Origin of the sequence: Acetoanaerobium noterae (assembly GCF_900168025.1) — a bacterium.
Lineage (GTDB): Bacteria > Bacillota > Clostridia > Peptostreptococcales > Filifactoraceae > Acetoanaerobium > Acetoanaerobium noterae.
The window spans coordinates 170,320-195,937 of sequence record NZ_FUYN01000003.1; the positions used below are offsets into that span (position 1 = coordinate 170,320).

The following is a 25,618-nucleotide window of genomic DNA, read 5'->3' on the forward strand; positions in this document are numbered from 1 at the left end:
CGATTATTAATTTTATCTATGTATTCTATAAATTATTATTATAGGCTTTGCAAAGTTAAATCTCCTATTTGTATGATATAATCGTTTAGAATTTAGCAAAGGAGAGATGAAATGAAAAAATATGTAAACCTTTTAAACTCAATCTTAGGAACTATACTGCTAATAGCTGTAAAGTACATAAGCCCTGTCTGTACTGGGAAAGTCTTGCTTCAAAGTGGCAAGGAAATGCCTATGAGATGTCATTACACCAGTACTGCTGTAATACTTATCGCTATTATTCTGATAGTTTTATCTATTGAGCTCTACATAAGAAAAGCTCATCTTCCAATTACATTTATAGTACTTGGACTTATACTATTTATCATTCCACTTGATACACCATTTAGTATAGGTGTATGTATGAAGCCTATGGAGTGTCACTCTACAGCTCTATGGATTAAAATCATCAGCGGAATTCTTATTTTAAGTGGAATATCTACTTTCTTCTTAAAGGATGAAAACTCTAAAATCGTCTAGGTAAATTAATCTTAAAAAATTAATGCGATTCACAAGAAAACACCTCAAATCTTTTCTCTTAGATTTATGAGGTGTTTTAATTTAGTCATTTTCTGGCATAACACTAGATTTCTTAGAAAGAGCTTTTCCTAATAATATCGAGCCTGCTGTAAGTAAAATTACTAATATGATAGAAATTATAAATTCGGGTGACCTTACATCTAGTATCTTATCCCCTACGTTTAGAAAAATAACAGTTCCTGGCAAGATGCCAATTAAGGTCGCTATCGTATACTGAGTAAAGCCTATCTCAGCAAGTCCAGATGCATAGTTTATGACGTTATATGGCATAGCAGGAATAAGTCTGCAAATGAAAACTATCAAAAAGCTATCTCTACTACTCGATTCCATAAATTTATCCCACCAAGCCTTTGGCATTTTTTCTTTAAGGTAGCTTCTTATCATATCCTTTGATAGTATTTTTGCTATGTAGTACATAATGCTGCTGTTTATTATTGCTCCTATAATCGTATATAAAGTTCCATCCCATAGCCCAAACGAAAGTCCTCCTGCTAAAGCAAGCACTGGCACTGGAAAAAAGAATATAGGAAGTACTATCCATACTCCTATATAAGCAAAAGGAGCAAGAGAGCCAAAACCATCAACCCAATTTCTTATTGATGCTGCAGTAATATCGCAAAGAAAAGAATTATAAATACAAATGAAAAATGCTAAAGTCGCTATTATAATTATAATTTTCTTTAGTTTAGTCACACTTGCTCCTCCTTCATCAAAATTACAGCCTGATGCAAAAACATCAGGCTGATTCTAACTAGCTAGCTTTATCAATAGTTTTTTTTGCATTTTGTTTATCATTGTATACCTTTTTAGCTATACCTATCATTATCGATAGTGCAAATAAAGTAAGTAAGCCTACAAATAGCTTTTGAGCTCCACCTGTAAGAGTTCCTCCTACATATGAGTATACTATAGTAGCAGGAAGCTGCCCAAGTCCAGTTGCAATAAAGAACGCCCAGAATCTCATATTAGTAAGTCCTGCCGCATAGCTTACAAAGTCAAAAGAAACAAATGGAAGCAGTCTACAAATTAAGATTGCAAACTTACCGTACTTTTCAAAGAATACGTCAACACTCTCCATAGCACCCTTGCTAGTAAGCTTTTCAACTGCATCTCTACCTAGCACTCTAGCAATAAAGAAGCATAGTGCTGCTCCTGCCATAGCAGAGGACCAAGATAAAATTGCTCCTTGCCACCATCCAAATATGGCAGCATTTGATAATGTAATTAAAAATGCTGGAATAGGAGCCGCAATTGATTGAAGCACCATAAGAGTAAATGAAACAACTACTGCTAATTTTCCAAATGATCTTAGGTATTCTATTACTATCTGAGTGTCTAGTCTAGAAATAGTTGCAAATGCTTCATTAAGTCCTGTATGAAGTGAGTCTATAGTAAAATAGCAAATCATAAAAATCCCGATACCTGCTAGAGCAATAATTCTACCTAGCTTTCTCTTCTTCTTAATTTGCTCAAGCTCTGATGCATCTATTTCCTCACGAAGGTCTTTAAGCTTTAGCTCGCTTTCTTTTAAAGCTTTTCTTTCCTCTTTTGTATATTCCTTTTGATATTTCTTTAAAGTCATTATGATATAGATATTCACTAAATTTACCACAATTACAAAAGCTAAAAAATACGGTCTAACCTGTGAAACTGGAGTAGTAATAACCAATGTTTCTTTTGTAATATATAAAAACTGCTGTAGTCTTCCAGTTACAAGAGCTAAAAATACTGCTAGCCCTTCTATAATGAAAAACGAATATTTCCAATCAAGTCTTTGCTTTGATAAAGCAACCATAGATCCAAAAGCAGTGAATATATACATCACTAGCCCAAGACCTACCATCATCTCATACGCTACACTAAAGAACAGTAGCATATTAATAAGAAAGCCTAGTGCTATACCTGTAGCAGTATAGTAGAACAGCAATCTTAATTTTTTCATCTAATTACCTCCTAAAGGTTCCCTTTAAATGGAGCCTTCAACTTTTTTCTATAATTATTCAGCTATAGAATATACTGTAGCTATATATGTTCCGTCTTCTGGCAATACATCTCCATTACCCATGAATGTAACTTCACTTGTTTTTTCAACTGAGCCATAAGTATAAGCAGAGTTTGAAATTATTCCTACTGGACAGCTATCAAGGCAAGATAAGCAACCAGTGTTTTTATTTTTTGCCATTTCAAGATTTCCACCAAATTTAAATGCAATTTGTTTTCCATTGCTGTCTTTGATTACTTCATTTACATCGTATTCTTTTTCTGCGCCGTTCCATGTAACCTTCATATCTAGAGCAGTACCCTCAACATGAGTAGTTGCACCATTATCTACAGTCATATTATTTCCTGGCTCAGCTCCTATTTCAACTAATGCATCATAAAACGCAACTGGATCAGCATATGCTGTAAATACTGATTTCGCACCATTAGTACCATCTTTAAATACTGAAGCATGACGAGTTACTTCTGTGAAATATTTTCCATTTACTTGAGTAAGTACAGTTACAGTTTTTGCTTCTTTGTCTACAAGTATAGGATTTTCTAATGATACTCCTCCTACTTGATCTGGAGCTGCAGGTTCCTCTTGAGCAGCTGGCTCTTCAGTAGTTTCAGCTGGTGCATTACTGCAGCCTGCAAATCCAAGCATACTGATTCCTAAAATAATAGCTAAAAGTGCTTTCTTTTTAAATTTCATAAATAAAACCCTCCTGTTAATTATTAAATTATATGTATAACCTAGTTAAGTCTACCATTTAAGTATTAGTATTACAAACAAATTGAGAGATTTTATCTATTGATATTTTTTATAAAAACTATTTAATTTTTTAATAGTTCATATGCTTCTTTTAGCCTTTGACCTGCTGTAAATAAAATTGCTAAAAAATATACTATTGTTATTATGATGATATGATTAGAAAATAGCATCATAAGAGATGACATTATAAAGCCTTCAGTTCTTTCAGCCAAGCCAGCTTGATAATAAAATGCTTTATTTTTAGTATTCTTACTAAGTGCTCCTACAGTCAAAAATACTGTCATTGATATAATGATTGAACCAGTCAGCATTATGAGAACTAGTCTAGCCTGTGGATATAGTACAGCTAAAGAAATAATAACTGATAGCTCTACTATTCTATCAAAGGTTATATCCATAAGTGCTCCCCAGGAAGAGCTCGTGCCTGTTTTTCTAGCTATAGCCCCATCTACTGCATCAAGCAGTCCAGATATCCAAAGTACAGCTGTCGCAATGAGGGGCGCTCCCATAAGCATCCAGATTCCACTAGATATTCCTAGCACAAAAGCTAAAACTGTTACTTTATTTGCAGAAATATTTCTATTTATAAAGCCATTTGCAACGCTCTCTATTATTGGCTCAACATATTTTCTTCCATGAGTGTCTAGCATAATTTACTCCTTCACTTCATATATAAACAGCTTATCTTCTAAGAACCTAATCCCAATTTCTTGATCCTCAACAAAATTACAGCTGCTATCTGCTACTGCCTTAAGCTTTATATTTCCTAATTCTAACTCAAGATATTTTTTCTCTCCAGCAAATTTCTCCCTAAGTAGCCTTGCCTTAATGCTCGATGATTCGTCGATTACTATAGCTTCTGGTCTTATAATGATGCTTACTTTTTCATTTTCAAATCTCGAATTAATTTTTACTCCGAATAACTCAATAATATTTGATTTAGAATAGCCTTCAATCAGATTATAAGTACTCACAAGCTTTGCAACTTCAAGGGTTCTAGGCTCATTATAAACTTCCATGCTACTGCCAATCTGCTCTATTTTTCCATCTATCATAACAGCTATTTTATCTGAATACATCATAGCTTCTTCTTTTTCATGAGTCACCATTATTGTAGTGATATTTAGCTTCCTTTGGATAGTCATCACTAAATCTCTTACACTTTCTTTTAGATTTGCATCCAAATTCGAAAATGGCTCATCTAAAAGTAGTACACTAGGCTCTATAGCAAGCGCTCTAGCAAGAGCTATCCTTTGCTTTTGTCCCCCAGAAAGCTCATGAGGATATCTTTTGTTATAGCCTTCTAAAGAAACTAGGCTCAGCATTTCGTCTACCTTTGACTTTATTTCAGCTTTTGGCTTTCCCATCATCTTAAGTCCAAAGCCTACATTTTTTTCAATGTTTAGATGAGGGAATAAAACATAATCCTGAAACACAATAACTGCCTTTCTTTTTTCAATTGGCAAATCATTTATTCTCTTTTCTCCAATATAAATATCTCCACTATCTGGTGAAAGTATTCCAGCTATGAGCTTAAGAGTTGTAGTTTTGCCACATCCAGACTCTCCAAGCAGGGAAAGAATCTCTCCTTGCTCTACCTCTAGGTTTATATTTTCAATTACCTTAGTATGTCCAAAGCTCTTATAAATATTATTTAAAACTATTTTAGACATATTTGTACTCCTTTAATTTACCTCTATACATACTCGATGTAAGCTTTTCTACTATAACAAGCCCTATTAAGCTTGCAAACAAAAATACGGTTCCATATACAGAACCCATTGTTCTATCTCCACTTTCTATATATGGAAACATGAGCATAGTAAATGTTGTTATTTTTCCTGCCCCTATTAATACATTTATAAAGTATTGACCAAAAGAAACTATAAAGGACATGCTAAGCGCAGTTATGATTCCTGGGAATATCATAGGCAAAGTGATATAAACAAAGGTCTGAGTACCACTTGCCCCTAGCACTCTAGCCTGATAATTCATTTTATCTCCAATAATTTCAAATACGTTTTTAAGTATCCAGTAAGAATATGGAATGCAAGGAAGAATGTTGATAAGTACTAAGCCTGAAAAGCTACCTCCTAGATTCATTCTCAAGAAATGTATATGTATTCCCATAGCCACTACTACAGTAGGTACAATAGCCGGCAAAAATATTAGCATTTCAATTTGTTTTTTGAATTTAAAGTTATAATGCGCCATTGCTTTGGCCGCTGGAATAGTAATTCCTACAGTTATAATAGAAGCGATAAAGGAAATACACATACTGATACATATTATTTCAAAGGTTTTAGCTCTTGCTCCAAATATATAGCTCCAACCTCTAAGTCCATAATCCGTAGGAACAAGGCTAGGCCACTGCCATCTGTTAGCAAAGCTCCAGATTATGATTAATAAAAGAGGCAATATTATCGATAAAACCATGCTATAGGCTATTAGTTTGTACTTTAATCTACTGTTTTTCATATCTTGTAACCCTTTCGAAGCACTTAAAGTAAATATAGGCAAGAAATAGACCCATACTTGCAATGAAAAAATTGATAGCCATAGCGTAAGGTCTGTTGCTAAGGATAGGATTTATGTACTCAATATAGGCTTTCACTGGTAAAGCTTTCGGATAGGTTGCTCCAAGCAGCATAGGTATTTCATATGCGCCAAATGAAAAAGCGAATACTAGGATAAATGAAGATAATATCGATGGAATAAGTAAGGGAATAACTACATACCTCATGGCTTGAAAGCTACTTGCACCCAAATTTCTAGCCGCATCTGAAAGCTTTGTACTCAGCTTTGAAAGTACGTTATAGGTAATAAAAGCTATAAAAGGCAATTCCTTCCATACATACGCCAAAATAATTCCAAATCCATTTTTTAAATAAAGTATCTGTGGAAAGCTTTCAAAGGAATCAATTACTCCTAAAGAAAATAAAACTCTTGCTAGAATTCCTGTCTGAGAAAAAATATTGTAAATAAGAAGTACAGAAAGAAGATGCGGCACTATTATTGGAATCCTAAAGGATTTAGAAAGCAGGTCTCCTTCATTTCCTAGCTTGTATACAGCTACAGCTAAAATAACTCCACCTAAGGTAGATATAAATGCAGAAATAAAAGATGTACGCATGGAAAAAACAAGGGATTCAATTAACCCCTTGTCTGTTAGTAATCTCATATAGTTATCTAATGTAAAGTCGTTTGACCCAATTGCGCTAAAGTATCCAATGCTCTGAGTAAAAGTAGTCATAACTCCTATCCCCAAAATGCCAATCAGAATTATAAGCACTGGCAAAAGCATCAAATACGGCTTTAATAGTATTTTCACATTAATTACTCTCCGCTGCTATAGTCTCCATCCAAATCTGTTCTATGATTGGAACTAGTTTTGCTGGTAGCTCTGGCATTCTTTTACTCATAAGCTCATCTTGAGGAAGAGTTGCTTTTCCAAGAGGAATAGAATCAAATACTTTCTTCTCATCGTCAGATAGCTTACTGTTATCTAGTACAGGAAGATCTCCCCATCCACTTGGATCGTATTTTTTAGCCTGAGCTTCAACTGATATTATTTCATTAATAACTGCTTTTGCACCCTCTACATTTGGTGAATTAAAAGGTATAGCCACAAAATGAGTATTTCCTATACTTCCCTTATCAAATATAAAGGTTTTAGTAGCTTCTGGAAACTCCCCTGTTGAAATTCTAGATGATGCTGAGTTCGGATTATAATCCATAGTCATAAACACTTCTCCATCTGCATACATATTATCTAATATAGATAGTGAAGCTGGATATGTCTTTCCTTGATTCCATAGATATGGCTTTAATTCCTTAAGATAGTCCATAGCTGGCATAATAGCTGATTTCACAGTATCATAATCTGCATCCATAGTCAAAAACTGTTCATATCCAACTATATCATATATGATATTTCTTACAAAAGCACTTCCTGTGAAATCCGGTGGCGCAGGATAAGTAAATTTTCCAGGATTATTTTTAGCCATTTCTAAAAGCGCTTTATGATCTACGGGCACCTGAGATAAAAGTGAGCTGTCATAAACCATAACAAACTGAGCTTTTCCAAATGGTACCTCGTAGCCTTCTGTCGCAACTCCAAAATCAAACATTACATCTGGAGAGTTCGGATCTAGGTACTTACTGAAATTTTCAAGCTCACTTGCAAATGGCCCAAATAAAAGTCCATTTTCTTTAGCTGAAGCAAAGTTTTCACCGTTAATCCATATAATATCAATACTTCCTTTATCAGTTCCTGCTTGCTTTTCATTTAGCAGTAGATTCAATATCTCATCGATATTCATACCTACTCTTTCAAGCTTGATATTGTATTTTTTTGCAACTGCATCTGTTAGATACCCATCTATCCATGCATTAGTAACCTCACTTCCACCCCAGCCGTAAAAAGTTACCGTAGTCTGCTCAGTGGTTGTATTAGCCCCTTCTGCTTCATCATTAGCATCTGTGCTCCCTGACTGACTAGAGCAAGCCGATAGCATAAGCATAGATAAAATAAGTAAAATTGCCAAAAGTTTTTTCTTCATAAGTAGTTCCTCCTATATGTCATTTTTATTAAAGCCTTGCTGTTTTTGCTATAAATCTATTTTTCCATTTATCCAAGGTGCTTTGATTTCCTTGATTTACTTCTAAAAAATCATCTAGGAAAATTAAATCTAAAATATGTAATGACTTACTGCCTCCTCGTCTCATAGACTCTACACATTCTTGGCAATAGGTAAGTATATAATCAGCATCCTTTTCCGTAGCTCTTCGTCTCATGTGAGCTTTTGCTATATCATTTTGAGTGATAGCTACCATCCCTCCAGCTCCGCAGCATAAAGTCTTGCCTTTGCTGTACTTCATTTCATCTATCTCTATACCTAAAGCTGCAATTATATTTCTAACAGCCATGTGAATTGAATCTACATCTCTAGTAGGACAAGGATCATGAAGTACAAAGCTATATTCAGATTTATTAGTATTTAAGCCTTCTTCTTTTTTCATTTTATATTTATTCTTTGCCTCTGCTGGAACACCTGATTTATCAATGTATTCCCAAAGAGATATCACTTCTATACCTGGGCTATTTGATAGAATTGTCATATAGCAATTTTGACAACCTGTTATTACTCTTTTTACTTTTCTTCTTTTAAATTCATCATCAATTCCTAGGTAGATTTTTTGAAACTCACTGTCTTTACCCATCATTTTTGTAGGCTTTGCACAGCATACATTGTAGTAACCTGCACCCTTTGTAGTTTCTCTTATGTAGGAATATACCTTTTCAACTAAATCAGGGCTATATGCCTGAAGCGCACAGCCTGGAAAAAACACTGTATCAGATTCTAAATGCTGAATCTTTTTTGAAAAAAGCCCTGTAAAGCTAAGCTTTTGATGCATAGCCACATTACTAGTATTCAAATCCTTTGGAAGTTTTCCGTTTGTTTGATTTACTGTATCTTTTCTTAGCTCCATAAACAGATGCTTTAAATCCACATCTACTGGGCATACTTTAGTGCAGTAGCCACACTGCATACATGAATAAGGCAATTTATAATCAAATGACTTTTCATCTAGTAGCTTCTTAAGAAGTGTTTTTGGAGAGTCACAAAATCTATCGAGCATAGGACATCCCTTCATGCAAGCATTGCACCCTATACACTTTTGCTCACTTTCCACAATTTCAATTGTTTTATCACTTATAATCATAGCCTTCTCCTTAAGTCGCATTTCATTACTATAAATAAAAAACTGTCATTCTTCTAACATGCAAAAAATATTATAACACAACAAAAAAAATAACACCTGAATTAGTGTTATTTTCTAGTTATTGAGATTTTTTATAATAAGTATTATGATTTTTTATAAACGATAACTCTATTTCTACCTTGATTTTTTGCAGTATAAAGTGCTTTATCTGCTTTAACAAAAATCTGGTCTACATCATCATCTGCTTCCCATATTGCTATTCCAATGCTTATAGTTATTTTTTCAATGTCTGGATGACTTATATCTTCAACTGTTCTTCTGATTTTTTCTGCAGCAGGGACAGCTTCAGCTTCTGTAGTATTTGGCATTAATACTACAAATTCTTCGCCTCCCCATCTAGCGAAAATATCATAGCTACGAATTATCTTAGAAACTGCATCGGTAACTCTTTTAAGCACTTTGTCACCTACATCATGACCAAAATTATCATTTACAAGCTTAAAGTGGTCTAAATCAAATAGCAAAAGTGAAAAGCTTGCTTTCTGTCTTTTGGCTAAATCTACTTCTTCCTTTATTCTTTCATCAAAATAATATCTGTTTTTTATTCCAGTGAGGTTGTCTATGCTTACTCTTTCACTTAAGGAAATATTTTTTCGCTCCAGTTCCTTTGCTAGCTCTTTATACTGCTTCTCCCTAGCTTCTAAAGCTTCCTCAAGTGTTGCTCTTTGGGTCACATCCCTAATTATAGAAACTAGATTTATAGAATTGCCGTTTTCATCCTTAATGGCTCTGCTGTTTACTTCATAAATGGTGGCGTTGTCATTTTTTCTTCCTCTATAATTTGTAGTTCCTATATTTTCTTCCTGAAATACTCTGTCTATATTTTTTTCTATTTCTAAATGCTCATCTTCTGCAAAGAACTGAAGTATATTTTCTCCTATTAAGTTATCTCCATTGTAGCCTAAAACATCAATCGCGGCATTTGAGGCTAGAATGATATTATACTTCATATCTAGCATGACAATTGCATTGGGTGAGGCATCTAGAATGGATTTATAAAGCCTTTCGCTTTCTATTACTTTCTCATTTAGATATATTAGCTCAGCTTGTCGCTCATTTAATGCTTTGTTTAAGCTTCTAATCTTTTTTAGCCAATAAAGGCCAATAAAAAGAACGATTGAAAATAAAGCAAAGGTAATAGAAAATAACCTGTAATTAAAACCTTTATCGTATTCCAAGGATATATGAGAGTTGATTACGCTCTGAAGCTCCTGCTGAGAAATGCTATCTATAGCTTTATTTAAAATACCTTGAAGCATTTCATCATCATTAGTTATACCTATTCTGAGTCTATTTTCATATTTTGGAATCTCTCCTGAAATCTTCAAATTAAAATAGCCATCTTTGTTGATTACATAAGCCGCCATAGTAAGAGACCTTAAGGTCATGTCAGCTTTCTTTTCATCTACCATTTCTATGGCCTTTGCTTCAGAGTCTACTAAGAGTATTTTTAGCTTAGGATAATCAGTTCTTAGTCTTTCTTCAATACTTGTCCCTTTTGGAAGCACCATTGTTTCATCAATAAACCTATTTAAATCAGAAATATATTCATGCTCATCTCTAGTTATAAATACATTTGGGTCAGTATAGTAGGGCTTAGTAAAAATAAGCCATTTTCTTCGTTCTGGTGTTTCGTTTAGCATGCTGATTGCATCAGCTTTTCCTTTCTTAGATAGCTCTAAGCTTTCATCCCAGCTCTTTGTATGAACTAACTCAAATTCAAGACCAGTCCTGTTTTCTATAAGAGCTATGAGGTCAGCCGCAATACCTCTGTAATTGCCTTTTTCATCAATCTCCTCATAAGGATACCAATCTGGATCTACTAAAATTTTTACAGTATTTTTTGAAGCTATATAAGCCTGCTCTTCCTGAGTAAAATTTTCAGCATATACTATTTCATGAATAAAAAATCCAACTGCTAATAGAATGACTGATAAGCTCACGATGCTAAGTACATGTATGTATTTCTTCATATTCACCTCATAATTTACTGATATCTTATTAAGTATAATTTACTCTTATATGTACTTAAATACAACAAAAAAACGAGGTTCTAGCAAAACATTTTTGCTTCCACTCGCTTTTTAGTTTAAAAATAATTTTTTTAGCTATAAAATCAGCTAGTTTAACTATATCTCAATCAAAATCAATTAAGTAGCTATATTAAAATCTATAAGCTAGAAAAAAAATCTTTTAGCATTGGATATAAGCTTTTATATTTTTTGTATTTCTCAGAGTAAATTTTACTTGATACTTCATCTGGGGTAAATTCTTTAGTTGTCTTAATTATATCCTGACAAGCATTTGAAACTGAGCTGTACTTGCCATCTCCTACTGATGCTAGAATTGCAGCTCCAAGAGCTGGTCCTTCATTTATATCCAATTTTTTGATTTTAGTATGAAGTACATCTGCTAACATTTGGCACCAAAAATCATTTTTAGCTCCGCCACCGTTTATTATTATTTCCTTAGGGTTTATGCCTACCTCATGCATTAGCTCATAGCAATCCCTAAGTGAATAGCATACCCCTTCAAGAAGAGCTCTTGTCATATCTTTTCTCTCATGTCTTACTGTCATTCCTAGGAAGGTAGCCTTTGCATCTGGGTCATTATGAGGTGTTCTTTCTCCAGATAAATAAGGAAGATAATATATATTTTCGTTTATATCGCTTTTTTCTACTTCAGTTAAAACTTCATCATAGGATGAGGCTTTTAAAAAATCCTCTACATACCATTTGAGAGAAGCTGCTGCAGACAAAGTAACTCCCATTACATGATACTTTCCTCTAGCATCGCAAAATACATGAAGCTTGCCTTCATCTTCCATTACAAACTCATCCGAAGTAGCAAATACAGCTCCTGAGGTGCCTAGTGATATAGAGCAATGATGATTCTCTACTATTCCTCCACCTACTGCAGCTACGGCCTGATCCCCTCCACCTATTACAATTTTTACCTCAGCTGGAAGACCAAGTTCAGTTGCTATATCTTTTTTTATAGTTCCTATTGCAGAAAAAGAATCATATAATTTCGGCAATTTATTTTCGTCAATATCCAAAATCCTCATCATATCATCAGACCACTTTTTATTTTTTACATCTAAATAAAGAGTCCCTGATGCATCTGAGTAATCTGTAGCAAATTCACCTGATAGCTTATATGCTATATAGTCCTTAGGGAGACATATTTTAGCTATTTTCTTGAAGTTATCCGGTTCGTTTTGTTTTACCCAAAGCACCTTTGGAGCAGTAAATCCATTTAGAGCTATATTTGCTGTCCAGCTTAAAAGCTTGTCTTTTCCTATCTCATTATTTAAAAATCTGCACTCTGACTCAGTCCTTTGGTCATTCCACAAAATAGCTGGTCTAATTACCTTATCTTCACTATCTAGGATTACTAATCCATGCATCTGTCCACTAAAACCAATTGATTTAACCTTATCTTTATCAATATATTCTAAAATGTCTTTTAGTGCTAGCTTACTTTGCTCCCACCAGTCATTGGGATTTTGCTCTGACCACAATGGAAAAGGATATGAAATAGGGTATTCTCTCGAAACTGTTTTTACTATCTTTCCTGCTTCATCTATTGCTAGAACCTTTACAGATGAAGTTCCTATGTCAATACCAATATAATACATTAATAACCCCTTCTTTCCCTTCTACTGCATCACTATTACTGCTTTGACAACCTCTCCTGGATTTTCTGCTACATAATCAAATGCTTCCTTTGTTTTTTCAAAGTCAAACTTATGACTTACAATATCAGCTATTTTTATAGAGCCACTTGCAATAGCATTAATACCTGTAGGATATAAATTTCTGTATCTAAATACGCTTTTAATAGTTCCTTCTTTTGATTGTAGTTTCATAAAATTAAATTCAATTGAATCCTTTGGAGTCATCCCAACAGATACAATAGTTCCAGCTGGTTTTAAAACGTCTACTGTCTGTTTTAATGTAATTTCAGAGCCAGCAGTTTCAATCACAACTTCAGCTCCAAGATTATTTGTAAGCTCCATTACCTTAGCTACTACATCTTCATTCTTTGCATTAATTACATGAGTAGCTCCTAATTCTTTGGCTTTATCCAATCTATTTTGCAAAATATCTACAACTATAATCTGAGATGCTCCCATAGCTTTTGAAGCTAGTAGCGAGCAAAGACCTATACAGCCTGTTCCAAACACTACAACAGTATCTCCTAATTTTACATTTCCTTGATTAGCCGCATGAAGCCCTACGTTTAAAGGCTCTACTAAAGCTCCTTCAATTGAGCTGACATGTTCAGGAAGCTTGAAGCATTTAGAAGCTGGGTGCTTTACATAATTTGCAAATACTCCATGATATGGAGGTGTGGCGAAGAATTCCACATCTGGGCATAGATTGTACTTGCCAGTAACGCAAAATTCACATTTTCCACAGGTTACTCCTGGCTCCATAGCAACTCTATCTCCAACTTTTAAATCCTTAACCTTTGCTCCAACCTCAACTACTTTTCCTGCTGCTTCGTGTCCAAGTATGAAGTCCCCATCTACAATAAAGCTTCCTATTTTACCATGCTGATAATAGTGCATATCTGAACCACATATTCCAACTGCTTCCACCTTTATCAATACATCCTCTTCCCCTATTTCAGGAACAGGAATTTCTTTCCAAATCATGTCATTTGTTCCGTGCATAAATATCGCTTTATTTTCCATATACATTCCTCTTTTCTGACAGTTATAAAGGAATGGATAACAGGAAAACCTGTTATCCATTTAATACTAGTTAATTGCGCCTGCTTTTTTGTGCATTTCAATATATTGATCAACGTTATCAGGTGTTATAAGTGGACAATCTATATCCATATCTATTTGTGTCTCTTCTCCAGTAAGTAATTTATTGCTTGTATCCATTAATGCAGTTGCTAAATCATAAGCACTTTGAAGACTTGTAGAAGTCATTTTGCCATCTTTAATAAGTAGGCATGCTTCAGCTGTTCCATCTACTCCGTAAGCTTGAATTTCAGCAAATTCAGGTTTATCTTTAACTGCTTCTAATGCACCTGCTGCCATATTATCATTCATAGATATTATAGCGTCAATTTTCTTATTAGCTTGCATCCATGTTTCCATGTATGTCATAGCTTCGTCTTTATTCCAGTTAGCAATCTCTTCTCCAACTATAGTAACGTCAGGTCTTTTTTCAAAAAACTCTTTTTGCCATGATTTATATCTCTCATCAGCGTGGAAGTTTCCTGGAGGCCCCTTAAGTATAACTACATTAGCATTTTGAGGTACTTTTTCTACTGCTAGCTCTGCATTTACTTGAGCTTGCTTGTATGGGTCTGCGTCAACTGAAGAAGCTCCTTCAATTCCAGAAATTCTTGCATTAGTTGTTATAACTTTGATTCCTGCAGCTATAGCTTTTTCTGCATATGATCTTTGTGCTTCTCCATTATTTGGCTGAATGATAATAAGGTCATACTTGTTTGCGATAGCGTTTTCGATAAGTGAGTTCTCAGTATCGTCTGATGCTTGTCCGTCGAAGATATCAACAGTCATGTTGTCATATTTCTCAGATTCTTCTTTTACTGCATTAGCTAGCCACGCTGCAAATGAATCTGCTTGAGCTCTAGCTACATAAGCAACTTTGTACTTTCCATCTGCTGGAGCCTCAGAGCCCTCTGGTGCTTCAGTAGTTGGCGCTGGTGAACTACAACCTGTTACAGATGCTGCAAGAAGTGCTACAGCAAAAAACATTGATAACCATTTTTTCATAACAAAACCCTCCTTAAATTAAAATAATATATTTTAAAATGAATGCTCATTCTAAAATCAGCTGACTTTTTCCTTTGTTTCTTCTACCATAATTAGTTTCTTGCTTTTGCCTTTTGATTTTGACCAAATATCATAGATAACTGCAAGAGCTATGATTGCACCTCTTACTATCTGCTGAAGATATGAGTCTAGACCAACCATAACCATGATATTATCAAGGAAGCCTACTATAAAAGCTCCTGCTAAAGTTCCAAATGCTGTTCCAACTCCACCAGAGAAACTAGTTCCACCTATGACAGCAGCAGTTAAGGCTTTAAATTCGTAACCTACAGCTCCATTAGGAAGTCCGCCATTTACCCTAGACATAAAGATAACTCCTGCAAGACCTACTAAAATTCCATTAAATATAAATGCTTTCATTTTTACTCTATCAACGTTGATGCCTGAAGCATTTGCTGCTTCTTCATTTCCACCTATTGCATAAATAGAACGTCCGAAAACCGTATGATTTAAAATGTACCAAGTGATGATAAGAGTTAATACTAAAAATATTATAGGAATAGGAATTCCCATTAGATTACCTTGTCCAAATATCGTATAGTCCTTAATCTGATAAATATTTTGCCCTTTAGTATATAAAAGTGCTGCACCTCTTGCCATTGTCATCATAGCCAGTGTTGCTATAAATGGTGGTGTCTTGAATTTTGTTACCATAAGTCCATTTAAAACGTTGCAGGCAACACTTACTAAAATTGCTACCAAAAAACCTATAAACAACGAGCCTGTCGATAAGTAGGCTGAGATTGATAAAACCCCTGCTAAAGCTAAAACTGATGCTGATGAAAGATCCAACATTCCCGAAATGATTAAAATAGTTTGTCCAAATGCTAGAATTGTGCCTACTGCTATCTGAACAGAAACATTGGTGAGATTTGATTTTGTCATGAAGTTTTCATTTGCCATCCAGCTGACTACAAATAAAACTAACAATACAAGATATATTCCATATTTGCTCAGCATATCTGGATTAATTTTTCCTTTTGCTTTATTACTCACCTTAACACCTCCTTATTAATTTTGTGTCGCAAGATACATTATTTTTTCTTGTGTTATATCTCCAGCTGAAAGCTCGCCTTTAATCTGTCCTTTTGACATAACATAAACTCTATCACACATACCAATGAGCTCAGGAAGCTCTGATGAAATCAATATTAGAGCTCTTCCCTCTGATGCCAATTTGGTTATAAGTTCGTAAATTTCATATTTTGCACCTACATCTATTCCTCTAGTAGGTTCATCTAGTATTAAAATATCTGGATTAGTTACCATCCACTTTGCCAAAATAACCTTTTGTTGGTTTCCTCCGCTTAGAACATCAATTGTCGTATCCATAGTCGGAGTCTTTACATTCATTTTTTTGAAATACTCCCCTATAACAGCGTTTTCCTCCGATTTATGAAGTCTACCTTTGTAAATAAACCTCTTTAGATTAGATAAAGAAGCGTTTTCTTTTACACTTCTAACTGGCACTATACCAAATCTTCTTCTATCCTCAGAAAGCATTGCAATCTTATGCTTTACACTGTCTTGTGGAGAATGAATCCTCACAGGCACATTGTTGATTAATATCTCTCCGCTGTCGTATTTATCAAGTCCAAACAAAGCCCTCATTACTTCTGTTCTTCCTGCTCCCATAAGCCCTGCAAAGCCTATAATTTCTCCACGCTTAACTGCAAAATTTACATCCTTAAAGCTACCTTTACTTGAAAGATTTTTTACCTCTAAGGCTGTTTCTCCAATTTCTAAATCTTGTTTCGGATATGAATCGCTTATTTCTCTTCCTACCATCTGAGAGATTACTAAATTCAAATCATAAGCTTCAACTGGTCTGGAATCTATAACCTTACCATCTCTAAATACAGTGATTTCATCTGCAATCTCAAATATCTCTTCCATTTTGTGAGATATATAGATGATGCAAGCTCCTCTTTCCTTTAACTCTTTAATTTTTCCAAAAAGAGTCCTAACCTCTTTGTTTGTTATAGCTGATGTAGGCTCATCCATGATGATTATATCCGAATCATAAGATATCGCCTTTAAAATCTCTAGCATCTGTACATCTGATACTGATAAATCCTTAAGCTTTGTTTTAGAATTGTAAGCTAAGCCCTCACGTTTTAGCAAATCATCAGTTTTCTTTTTGATGGATTTCCAATCGACTTTTTTTATTGAGTCTACAGGCCAGCTTCCTACAAAAAAGCTTTCCTCAATTGTCATTTCTGGTATATAGTTTAATTCCTGAAAAATCATACTTATCCCATGTTTTCTTGCATCGATAGGATTTTTTACATTAACTGGTTTTCCATCGATAACTATCTCTCCAGAGTCAGGTTTATATATTCCGTTTATGATTTTCATAAGCGTTGACTTTCCTGCTCCGTTTTCTCCACAAAGAACATGTACAGTTCCTTTTTTTACGGAGAAGCTTACATTATCCAAAGCCTTGACTCCAGGAAAGGTTTTGGTTATGCCTTTTACTTCTAGCTTTACTGCTTGGCTCATCTTCCTCGCCCTTTCTTTTATTCCTTTGAAGTTGCTATTTTTCCAAGAGTTGAACTCCTCTTTATAACAGTCGTTTTTAGATAATACTCTTTTTGGTCAATTTCCTCGCCATTTATGAGTCTTATCATTAAATCAGTAGTTATTTTTCCAAGCTGCTTTATAGGCTGATCTATAGTCGTAAGTGATGGAAGTAATAGCTCACCTAGGAAGCTGTTGTCGAATCCTATTATTTGAGTTTGCTCTGGTATCCTTACTCCTAAGTCATGCAGATGCTTCATAACCACTGCTGCAGAGATATCGTTGAATACAAATATGCCATCATAATCAGTTATATTTTTTATATTCTCAATGGCTGGCTCCAAGCTCTTAATATGAAAGTCTGTCTCTAGCTTGACTACATCTACAAGTGCATCCTTTTTCTTCTTGGATGCTTCTATAAAGCCTCTTAATCTTTCGGTAGTTGCGATAAAAACCTCTGGACCTTGTATATGAAGAATCTTTCGGCATCCACCATCATACAGATGTTTAAATGCAGCCATACCACCCTTATAGTTATCAGATGCTACTGTAATATGCTCAGGTGATATTTGATTTTCAAAAGCTATAACTGGTATATCGATATTTCTGTAGGACTCAGGTGTCATTGTACGCATAGCTACAATTCCAGCTACCCTATAGCTCCTTAGCGTTTCAATATGAAACTGCTCTTTTTCTTTGTCATCATCTGTATTGCAAAGAATTATGGTATAGTTTTGCTTCCTAAAAAGCTTTTCCATTTCAGAAACCATTTGATTGAAGAAAGGGTTTGTAATATTTGGAATCATAAGTCCTATGATTTTAGTATTCTTTTTGAATATAGCTCTAGCCAGTGCGTTAGGTGTATAATCTAATTCTTCCACAGCTTTTCTTATTTTCTCTCTCGACTCTTCGCTTACATAACCAGAATCATTGAAGTATCTAGACACTGTAGCAATACCTATTCCTGCTCTTTTTGCTATTTCTCTTATGTTTGCCATCATATCCCCTAGTTTCTTTTTTGATATGTGTGAAACATGTTTCACACATCTTTAAAAATATAATAGCATCTTAAGAAAACGTTGTCAAACGTTTAGATGCTATTATACAAATTAATTTATTTTTATGATTAAATCTTCTAATTCCAATGGTTTATCAAGTAAATATCCTTGTCCATAATCGCAGTCTAGCTTTTTTAATATATCAAGCTGCTCATTTTCTTCGATTCCTTCAGCTACAGTAGTAAGCCCCAAATTATGTGATAAATCAATAATTTGCTCTACTATCACCCTGCTTTTATCTGTATCAACTATTTTGTCTATATATGATTTGTCAATTTTTAAAGAATCAAAAGGAATGGTACTAAGATAATTAAGTGATGAATATCTCGTTCCAAAATCATCAAGTGCAATCCCAAAGCCTAGATGCTTTAGCTTACCTATTACCTCTTTACTCCAATCAATATCGAAAATCAAGGAATGCTCAGTAAGCTCAAACTCTATTTTGATTGGATTTATATTGTATTCTTTTGTTATATTGCTTAAATAATCTATTAAATCTGGTGAAGCTATACTTTTAGCTGAAAGGTTGATAGACAGCAGAATGTCGTATTTATCTAATTCATTTTTCATAATTTCAAAGGCTTTTTTAACTACCCATCTGTCTATTTGGAGAATCTGACCACTTTCCTCAGCTATATTAATCATTTCTCCTATATTTATATTCAAGCTTTTGCATCTGATTAAAGCCTCTATCGAAATTATTTTTCCTGTCTTAATGCTGTAAATAGGTTGAAATACTAGCCTAAAGCTTTCATTTATAAGTGCCTGAGTTATTGTGTTTTCTAAATCCAGCTTTTTTTCTATATCCTTTTGAAAGTCTGAATGATAGGCTACGGCTAAGGATTTTCCACTCGATTTTGCTTTATATAGAGCCATATCCATGTTCTTTTTCAAGCCCTCTAAATTTTCAGCATCCTCAGGGAACTTAGTTATTCCTATACTTACAGATGGATAGTACTCAACATTTTTATACTTCCATATATTCTTTGTAAGCAATGCTATTTCATCTATTCTCTTGGTTATATTGATATCATTTGTATCCTCTTCAATGATTACAAACTCATCTCCACACCATCTGTATACATTTGTTCTATCGAAAATAGTAAGCAATCTCGAAGCATAATCCTTTAAAAACATATCTCCACATTTATGTCCATGTATTTCATTAAGATGCTTGAAATTATCCATATCTAGATAATATAAAGTAAAGCTTGTTTTTTTATTAATTTTAGAATTTATATCATTTTCAAAAGCAATTAAGTTTTTAAATCCAGTTAATTTATCATTATAAGCAAGCTCATATATCCTTCTCTCATTTTGCTTTTGCATAGTAAGGTCAATCCCAAATGAAACTACTATTGTCAAATCATCTTGAGGATTGTAAATCATGGCATTATTCCAAAGCATATCAAATATACGCCCATCCTTTGCCAAGGCTTTATTTTCGTAGTTTTGAACCTTTCTATCTGATTCAAGCTTCGAAGTCAGCTCATAATACTTATATTTTTGTTCTTCAGGAAGTAAAATTTCGTACCATTTCTTACCTATGATATCTTGTCTATCATATCCCATAAGCTCAGTAAAATGATTGTTTATATCTAGAACTTCACCGTCAAGTCCCCAGGTAACAATACAGGTGTTGCTGTTTTGGAATATATCATCAGTAAACTGTTTTTGCTCGTTTATGCTTTTCATAGCAGTATTTAATGATTCAATCTTTTGCTGTAAATCTTCATCCATAGCTATTAATTCCTCTGAAAAACTGACAAGCTCTTCATTTTTTTCAGAAACATCATTTGTAAGCTTCATTATCTTCGAGTAGTCATATTTGATTAAATAAAACAATATCACAGCTGTGACAACTACATAAAATACTCCTTTGTAGGACTGCATTAATTTATATGTTTCATGGCTATCAGCAAAAATATCTACAAACCTATCTGAAAATAATATCCACAAAAATCCCAAAATCATATATATCACAATTGTTTTCCAAGGTGATTTTTCTTTAATAGTATCAGCTTCTGAGATTGCTAAGTTTGATATATCGTAATCTTTTTTGTCCATAATACTCCCCCAAGCTTCAAATTAATTTATCCTTTAAACACTCTATCAATACAATACCACATTAATCAAATTATAATCAAATCAATAGTTACAAAACAATTTTAATTAATTATCATTTAAATTTGTGCATAAAAAATAAGCAACCACAAATTGATATTAACCCCTAATTCCATTTTCGAATTAAAGAATTTACATCAAAATAGTAAGTGCTTATTTTTACTATTGATATATTAATTGTTCAGATTATGACTCGAACCAAGCTTTAGTGTTATTAGCTATTTTTACTAATATGAGCATTACTGGAACCTCAACCAAAACTCCTACAATAGTTGCAAGTGCTACTGGACTAGTAGTTCCAAAAAGTGCTATAGCTACTGCTACTGCAAGCTCGAAAAAGTTAGATGCTCCTATCATTCCAGCTGGTGCTGCAACATTATGCGGCAGTTTAAGAAGCTTTGCTGCTATATATGCTACGAAGAAAATGAAAAAGGTCTGGATTGTAAGTGGTATGGCAATTAATAAAATGTGGAGTGGATTTTCTAAAATAACATGGCCTTGGAAAGAGAAAATGATAACTAAGGTTAAAAGCAAGCCTCCAATTGTGATATTGCTAAACTTAGGTATAAAATTCTTTTCAAAATACTCTACTCCTTTATTTTTAGTAATTACATTTCTAGTAATTACCCCTGCTGTAAGTGGCACTACCACAAAGAGTACAACAGATAGAATCAAAGTATCCCATGGTATACTTATCCCACCTATTCCAAGCAAAAATGCAACGATAGGTGTAAATGCTGCCAATATAATAAGATCATTTGTCGCTACTTGAACTACTGTGTAGGCTGGGTTGCCTTTAGTAAGATGGCTCCATACAAAAACCATCGCAGTACAAGGCGCCGCCCCTAGTAACACAGCCCCTGCCAAATAATCTCTTGCTAGCTCTGGAGAAATAAAACCTGAAAATACTTTATAAAAGAAAAATGATGCAATAGCAAACATAGTAAATGGTTTTATAAGCCAGTTTGTAATCCATGTAACATAAAGCCCTTTTGGATTTTTACCTACATTCTTAACACTGTGAAAATCTACTTTCATCATCATCGGATAAATCATAAGCCATATTAAAACAGCAATAGGAATTGAAACATTTGCATATTCAAATTTACCTAAAAATGCTGGTATAGCAGGTATAAACTTCCCAATTAAAACACCTATAACCATACAAAGTGCTACCCAAATGGTAAGATATCTCTCAAAAAAACTGATACCCTCTAACTTTTGTTTACTCATATCCCTCACTCCTTCTTATTAAATAATAATATTTTGTATGTAATATCAATATCTTAAATATTAATCCTCACATATGCAAAAACTACTGTAATTTTCACTTTTAGTAAGAATCTCACTAAGAGTATTCTTTGCAAGCTCACTTCCGCTATCAGATAAAGAATAGTAGGTCCACTTCTTGTCTTTTCTTGCCTCTACTACTTTACTCTCAATTAAAATTTTCATGTGGTGAGACAATGTCGACTGAACAATAGTGAGTTCATCTTGAAGTGTACACGCACATTTTTCTCCATCTTTTAAAAGGTCTATAATTCTCAGTCTATTCTCATCACAAAACGCTTTAAATAGTCTAGCATTGCTTTCATAATCCAATTTATTTCTCTCCTTCATATCGATATCTATCGATATATATAATAACATAGGCTTGATATTAAATCAACAATAAACCATATCTATTATCCTAATGTTAACAAATAATAATTCTATCTAAAAAATCTCGAATTATAAGCGTATTATGGTTACTAATTTCTAAGACAAGTTTTTATTCTGAAATTTATTTTTATTGACATATATTTATCCAAACTGTATCATCTATATATTGCAATATATAAATATATCATTTTAGTATATTATTACTAGAAGACAGAAAGGAGACTTGAATGAATATAATCTTATATTCTTTAGCTATCATACTGCTAGCTGCTTCATACTTAAAGGACAAATCAAAAACAAAAAAGGCACTAAAAAAAGCTTGGAAGTCATTTGAAAACATACTTCCAGAATTACTTGTAATAATGCTTCTGATAGGAGTACTTCTAGCAGTAGTAGATCATGAATTAATTTCTAGCTTGCTAGGTGAAAGTTCAGGGTGGTTTGGAGTTATATTAGCTTCCATTATAGGAGCGATTACACTTATTCCTGGATTCGTTGCTTTTCCTACTGCTGCTCTTCTTTTAAAGGGTGGAGCTGGCTACATGCAAATAGCTGCTTTTGTATCTACACTTATGATGGTTGGAATTGTAACATTACCAGTTGAAGTTAAGTATTTTGGCAAGAAAATTTCTTACACTAGAAATGTGCTCGCTTTTATGTTTTCTTTTATTGTTGCAATTGTTGTAGGAATGGTGGTGACTAACTTATGATACCTATATTAAAAAGATACAGAGCTTTTTTAATCGTACTTCTTGCTGTACTTATATTGACTTTTATTAATAAATCATTAGGTAAAGAAATCATAGGTATAACTAGCTTTTCATTAAAGGAAATGCTTCAAGTAATACCACCTATTTTCTTATTACTAGGACTTCTCGATGTGTGGGTTCCAAAGGAAACTATGACAAAATTCATGGGAGAGGGCTCTGGCCTTAAAGGAATTCTTTTGGCAATGTTTATAGGCTCAGCTGCTGCTGGCCCACTTTATGGTGCCTTTCCTGTAGCTGCAGTATTTATGAAAAAAGGTGTGTCACTAAAAAACATACTCATATTCATAGGAGCCTGGTCTACAACAAAAATTCCACTTATTTTATTTGAAATAACATCTCTAGGTCCTAAGTTTGCCTTGACGAGATTCCTTATTAATATCCCTGGAATCATAATCATAGCTACCATACTATCTAAAATAGTCCCTCAAGATGAAATCAATGAAATTTATAAAAAAGCACACGAATCAATATAATGTAACAACAAATTGTATGATATTTCTTTAGTAATTGTATGATATTTTTTTAATAATAGCATAATTATCTTTTACTTTTTTAAAATCCATAATCTATACAGAAACTTATTATTGACAAAGTAATATTTTAGATTTAATATGTACATATTCTTATATGAGAATATGTACATATTTTTTATTGCGAATAAGATTACATTCCTTAGATTAATTAATAAGCTTTATTGTTCTAATAGGCATTGTTCTTATTGTAAAGGAGATTTTCATGAACCAACTTATTAATTTATTTAAACTTTTATCTGATGAATCAAGGCTAAGAATAATAATGATGCTATATCATCAAGAGCTCTGTGTATGTCAATTAACTGGAATACTTGAACTATCTCAGCCTACTATTTCGAAGAATCTTTCTAAGCTAAGAGATTTAAATTTAGTAAAGGATACTAGAAAGGAAAAGTTTGTTTTTTACTCTTTAAACTTAGATAATAAAGTATTTATAAAATTACTAGACGATATAGCAGAAACTATTGAACTATATCCTCAACTAGTACTTGATAAATCAAGACTTTCAGATAAAGATATCTATCTCAATCAATGCTGTAACCCAGTTTTATAATCTTATTTAGAGGGGAGATAATTTAATGATTGTTTTTCAATGGCTTAACAATCAGCTGTTAAAAATGGTCTGGCTTTATGATTTGGTAGAGCTTTTTGTAAACAAAGCATTCAAGCTAGACATAGATACACAACTAGGAGGAAGTATACATTTTTTTATTTATGATGTAATAAAAATATTCATTCTTCTATCTGTACTTATATTTACAATTTCATATATTCAAAGCTTTTTCCCTCCAGAAAGAACTAGGAAAATATTAGGTAGATTTGACGGAATCACTGCTAATATACTAGGTGCACTCCTTGGAACAGTTACTCCATTTTGCTCTTGTTCTTCTATCCCGCTGTTCATTGGCTTTACAAGTGCAGGGCTCCCTATAGGAGTTACATTTTCATTTTTGATATCTTCACCTTTGGTAGATTTAGCTTCTGTTCTTCTACTCGCTAGTATATTCAACTGGAGAATCGCTATCGCTTATGTTGTTGTTGGACTTATTCTTGCAGTTATTGGAGGAAGCTTAATAAGCAAGTTTAAACTAGAGAAATATGTAGAACCCTTTGTTTATGGCAACAAGCTAAGAGAAATTGAGCTAGAAGAAATGACTACTAAAGATAGAATTGATTTTTCTAAAGAGCAAGTTATAGATATAATAAAAAAGGTTTGGTTATATATCATTATAGGTGTAGGAATAGGAGCCGCTATTCATAACTGGATTCCTGAAAATGTCATTTCCGCTTTACTAGGTCAGGATAAATGGTATTCAGTTTTACTAGCTACAGCAGTAGGAGTACCTATGTATGCAGATATATTTGGAACCCTTCCTATAGCTGAGGCATTAGTTTCAAAAGGTGTAGGAATAGGAACAGCTCTTTCGTTTATGATGGCTGTTACTGCACTATCTCTTCCATCTATGATACTTCTTAAAAAAGTAGTTAAAACTAAGCTTTTAGTTATTTTTGCAGGAATAGTAACTACTGGAATACTTATAATAGGCTACACGTTTAATGCGTTTGGATATCTACTACTTTAGTAGTATCAACTCTAATATTCAAAATATGGCTCTTTTCTTAAAGAGTACTGTTTAAATTTCAAAATATAATTATTATTATGAGGAGGTATTTTTTATGGTAATTAAAATACTTGGATCTGGATGTGCAAATTGTAAGAAGCTAGAGCAAAGTGCTCAGCAGGCAGTAAAAGAGCTTGGGCTGGAGGCTACTATTGAAAAGGTAGAAGATTTTCAAGAAATCATGGCTTATGGTGTTATGAAAACTCCTGCGCTAGTAGTTGATGAAGTAGTAAAATCATCAGGAAGAGTTTTATCTGCTGAAGATGTGAAAAAATATCTATAAAAAAATGGATGCTAGAGGTTGATTCCTCTACATCCATTTTTTAATTTTGAAATTACTGAATATCTTTATATCACAGATTTATGAGCTATAAACAAATTGGATTT

General features: G+C 33.5%; 25 protein-coding genes. 6 read left to right on the forward strand and 19 right to left on the reverse strand.

Annotated elements, in window-relative coordinates:
• The first annotated feature begins 111 nt into the window (after nucleotides 1-111).
• Nucleotides 112-516 (forward strand): DUF4418 family protein, encoded by a 405-nt coding sequence (locus tag B5X47_RS07035; protein WP_079589469.1) that lies wholly within the window; start codon nucleotides 112-114, stop codon nucleotides 514-516.
• 81 nt (nucleotides 517-597) lie between these two features.
• Here B5X47_RS07035 and B5X47_RS07040 read toward each other — a convergent pair whose 3' ends face one another.
• The 19 genes from B5X47_RS07040 to B5X47_RS07130 all read right to left on the reverse strand — a co-directional run bounded on the left by B5X47_RS07040 (nucleotide 598) and on the right by B5X47_RS07130 (nucleotide 22,246).
• Nucleotides 598-1,269: a TVP38/TMEM64 family protein gene (locus tag B5X47_RS07040; protein ID WP_079589470.1), complete on the reverse strand. Its 672-nt coding sequence runs from the start codon at nucleotides 1,267-1,269 to the stop codon at nucleotides 598-600.
• Nucleotides 1,270-1,327: 58 nt separating this feature from the next.
• Nucleotides 1,328-2,518, reverse strand: a complete 1,191-nt coding sequence (locus B5X47_RS14050; RefSeq protein WP_079589471.1) for a VTT domain-containing protein — start codon at nucleotides 2,516-2,518, stop codon at nucleotides 1,328-1,330.
• Nucleotides 2,519-2,572: 54 nt separating this feature from the next.
• Nucleotides 2,573-3,271, reverse strand: a complete 699-nt coding sequence (locus B5X47_RS07050) for a YdjY domain-containing protein (RefSeq protein WP_079589472.1) — start codon at nucleotides 3,269-3,271, stop codon at nucleotides 2,573-2,575.
• A gap of 122 nt (nucleotides 3,272-3,393) precedes the next feature.
• The gene (locus B5X47_RS07055; protein ID WP_079589473.1) at nucleotides 3,394-3,981 is read right to left on the reverse strand and encodes a CDP-alcohol phosphatidyltransferase family protein; all 588 of its coding nucleotides are present in this window, start codon (nucleotides 3,979-3,981) and stop codon (nucleotides 3,394-3,396) included.
• A gap of 3 nt (nucleotides 3,982-3,984) precedes the next feature.
• Nucleotides 3,985-5,004: an ABC transporter ATP-binding protein gene (locus B5X47_RS07060; protein ID WP_079589474.1), complete on the reverse strand. Its 1,020-nt coding sequence runs from the start codon at nucleotides 5,002-5,004 to the stop codon at nucleotides 3,985-3,987.
• Nucleotides 4,997-5,809: an ABC transporter permease gene (locus tag B5X47_RS07065; protein WP_079589475.1), complete on the reverse strand. Its 813-nt coding sequence runs from the start codon at nucleotides 5,807-5,809 to the stop codon at nucleotides 4,997-4,999. Before B5X47_RS07065 ends, B5X47_RS07060 begins: the two co-directional genes overlap by 8 nt.
• Nucleotides 5,796-6,662 (reverse strand): ABC transporter permease, encoded by an 867-nt coding sequence (locus B5X47_RS07070; RefSeq protein ID WP_079589476.1) that lies wholly within the window; start codon nucleotides 6,660-6,662, stop codon nucleotides 5,796-5,798. Before B5X47_RS07070 ends, B5X47_RS07065 begins: the two co-directional genes overlap by 14 nt.
• Before the next feature lies 1 nt (nucleotide 6,663).
• On the reverse strand, nucleotides 6,664-7,893 hold the full coding sequence (locus B5X47_RS07075) for an ABC transporter substrate-binding protein (RefSeq protein ID WP_079589477.1): 1,230 nt from the start codon (nucleotides 7,891-7,893) through the stop codon (nucleotides 6,664-6,666).
• Nucleotides 7,894-7,921: 28 nt separating this feature from the next.
• Nucleotides 7,922-9,058, reverse strand: a complete 1,137-nt coding sequence (locus tag B5X47_RS07080) for a (Fe-S)-binding protein (protein WP_159446426.1) — start codon at nucleotides 9,056-9,058, stop codon at nucleotides 7,922-7,924.
• A 143-nt stretch (nucleotides 9,059-9,201) separates the two neighbouring features.
• Nucleotides 9,202-11,091: a diguanylate cyclase gene (locus B5X47_RS07085; RefSeq protein ID WP_079589479.1), complete on the reverse strand. Its 1,890-nt coding sequence runs from the start codon at nucleotides 11,089-11,091 to the stop codon at nucleotides 9,202-9,204.
• Between the two features lie 197 nt (nucleotides 11,092-11,288).
• On the reverse strand, nucleotides 11,289-12,758 hold the full coding sequence (gene xylB / locus B5X47_RS07090) for a xylulokinase (RefSeq protein WP_079589480.1): 1,470 nt from the start codon (nucleotides 12,756-12,758) through the stop codon (nucleotides 11,289-11,291).
• A 21-nt stretch (nucleotides 12,759-12,779) separates the two neighbouring features.
• Nucleotides 12,780-13,820, reverse strand: coding sequence for an NAD(P)-dependent alcohol dehydrogenase (locus tag B5X47_RS07095; protein WP_079589481.1), 1,041 nt, complete (start codon nucleotides 13,818-13,820; stop codon nucleotides 12,780-12,782).
• A gap of 66 nt (nucleotides 13,821-13,886) precedes the next feature.
• Nucleotides 13,887-14,882, reverse strand: a complete 996-nt coding sequence (locus B5X47_RS07100; protein WP_079589482.1) for a sugar ABC transporter substrate-binding protein — start codon at nucleotides 14,880-14,882, stop codon at nucleotides 13,887-13,889.
• Nucleotides 14,883-14,939: 57 nt separating this feature from the next.
• Entirely contained in the window at nucleotides 14,940-15,938 is a 999-nt protein-coding gene (locus B5X47_RS07105) for an ABC transporter permease (protein WP_330395750.1), read from the reverse strand.
• Between the two features lie 15 nt (nucleotides 15,939-15,953).
• Nucleotides 15,954-17,444 carry a sugar ABC transporter ATP-binding protein gene (locus B5X47_RS07110; RefSeq protein WP_079589483.1) on the reverse strand — a complete coding sequence of 497 codons (1,491 nt, stop codon included), beginning with the start codon at nucleotides 17,442-17,444 and terminating at the stop codon, nucleotides 15,954-15,956.
• A gap of 17 nt (nucleotides 17,445-17,461) precedes the next feature.
• Nucleotides 17,462-18,505, reverse strand: coding sequence for a LacI family DNA-binding transcriptional regulator (locus tag B5X47_RS07115; protein ID WP_242951020.1), 1,044 nt, complete (start codon nucleotides 18,503-18,505; stop codon nucleotides 17,462-17,464).
• 66 nt (nucleotides 18,506-18,571) lie between these two features.
• Nucleotides 18,572-20,587 carry a sensor domain-containing protein gene (locus B5X47_RS07120; RefSeq protein WP_079589484.1) on the reverse strand — a complete coding sequence of 672 codons (2,016 nt, stop codon included), beginning with the start codon at nucleotides 20,585-20,587 and terminating at the stop codon, nucleotides 18,572-18,574.
• A gap of 243 nt (nucleotides 20,588-20,830) precedes the next feature.
• On the reverse strand, nucleotides 20,831-21,877 hold the full coding sequence (gene arsB, locus B5X47_RS07125; RefSeq protein WP_079589485.1) for an ACR3 family arsenite efflux transporter: 1,047 nt from the start codon (nucleotides 21,875-21,877) through the stop codon (nucleotides 20,831-20,833).
• Between the two features lie 60 nt (nucleotides 21,878-21,937).
• Complete coding sequence (locus B5X47_RS07130) at nucleotides 21,938-22,246, reverse strand: ArsR/SmtB family transcription factor (RefSeq protein ID WP_330395751.1); 309 nt, start codon at nucleotides 22,244-22,246, stop codon at nucleotides 21,938-21,940.
• A gap of 287 nt (nucleotides 22,247-22,533) precedes the next feature.
• Here B5X47_RS07130 and B5X47_RS07135 point away from each other — a divergent pair, with 287 nt between their 5' ends.
• The 5 genes from B5X47_RS07135 (at nucleotide 22,534) to B5X47_RS07155 (ending at nucleotide 25,514) form a co-directional block, all read left to right on the forward strand.
• Nucleotides 22,534-23,016 carry a permease gene (locus B5X47_RS07135; protein ID WP_013360985.1) on the forward strand — a complete coding sequence of 161 codons (483 nt, stop codon included), beginning with the start codon at nucleotides 22,534-22,536 and terminating at the stop codon, nucleotides 23,014-23,016.
• Nucleotides 23,013-23,549 (forward strand): permease, encoded by a 537-nt coding sequence (locus B5X47_RS07140; RefSeq protein ID WP_079589487.1) that lies wholly within the window; start codon nucleotides 23,013-23,015, stop codon nucleotides 23,547-23,549. The genes B5X47_RS07135 and B5X47_RS07140 overlap by 4 nt, the downstream gene beginning before the upstream one ends.
• 262 nt (nucleotides 23,550-23,811) lie before the next feature.
• Complete coding sequence (locus tag B5X47_RS07145; protein ID WP_079589488.1) at nucleotides 23,812-24,162, forward strand: ArsR/SmtB family transcription factor; 351 nt, start codon at nucleotides 23,812-23,814, stop codon at nucleotides 24,160-24,162.
• Between the two features lie 25 nt (nucleotides 24,163-24,187).
• Nucleotides 24,188-25,192 carry a permease gene (locus B5X47_RS07150; protein ID WP_079589489.1) on the forward strand — a complete coding sequence of 335 codons (1,005 nt, stop codon included), beginning with the start codon at nucleotides 24,188-24,190 and terminating at the stop codon, nucleotides 25,190-25,192.
• A gap of 94 nt (nucleotides 25,193-25,286) precedes the next feature.
• Complete coding sequence (locus B5X47_RS07155; protein WP_013360981.1) at nucleotides 25,287-25,514, forward strand: thioredoxin family protein; 228 nt, start codon at nucleotides 25,287-25,289, stop codon at nucleotides 25,512-25,514.
• Nucleotides 25,515-25,618: the final 104 nt, after the last annotated feature.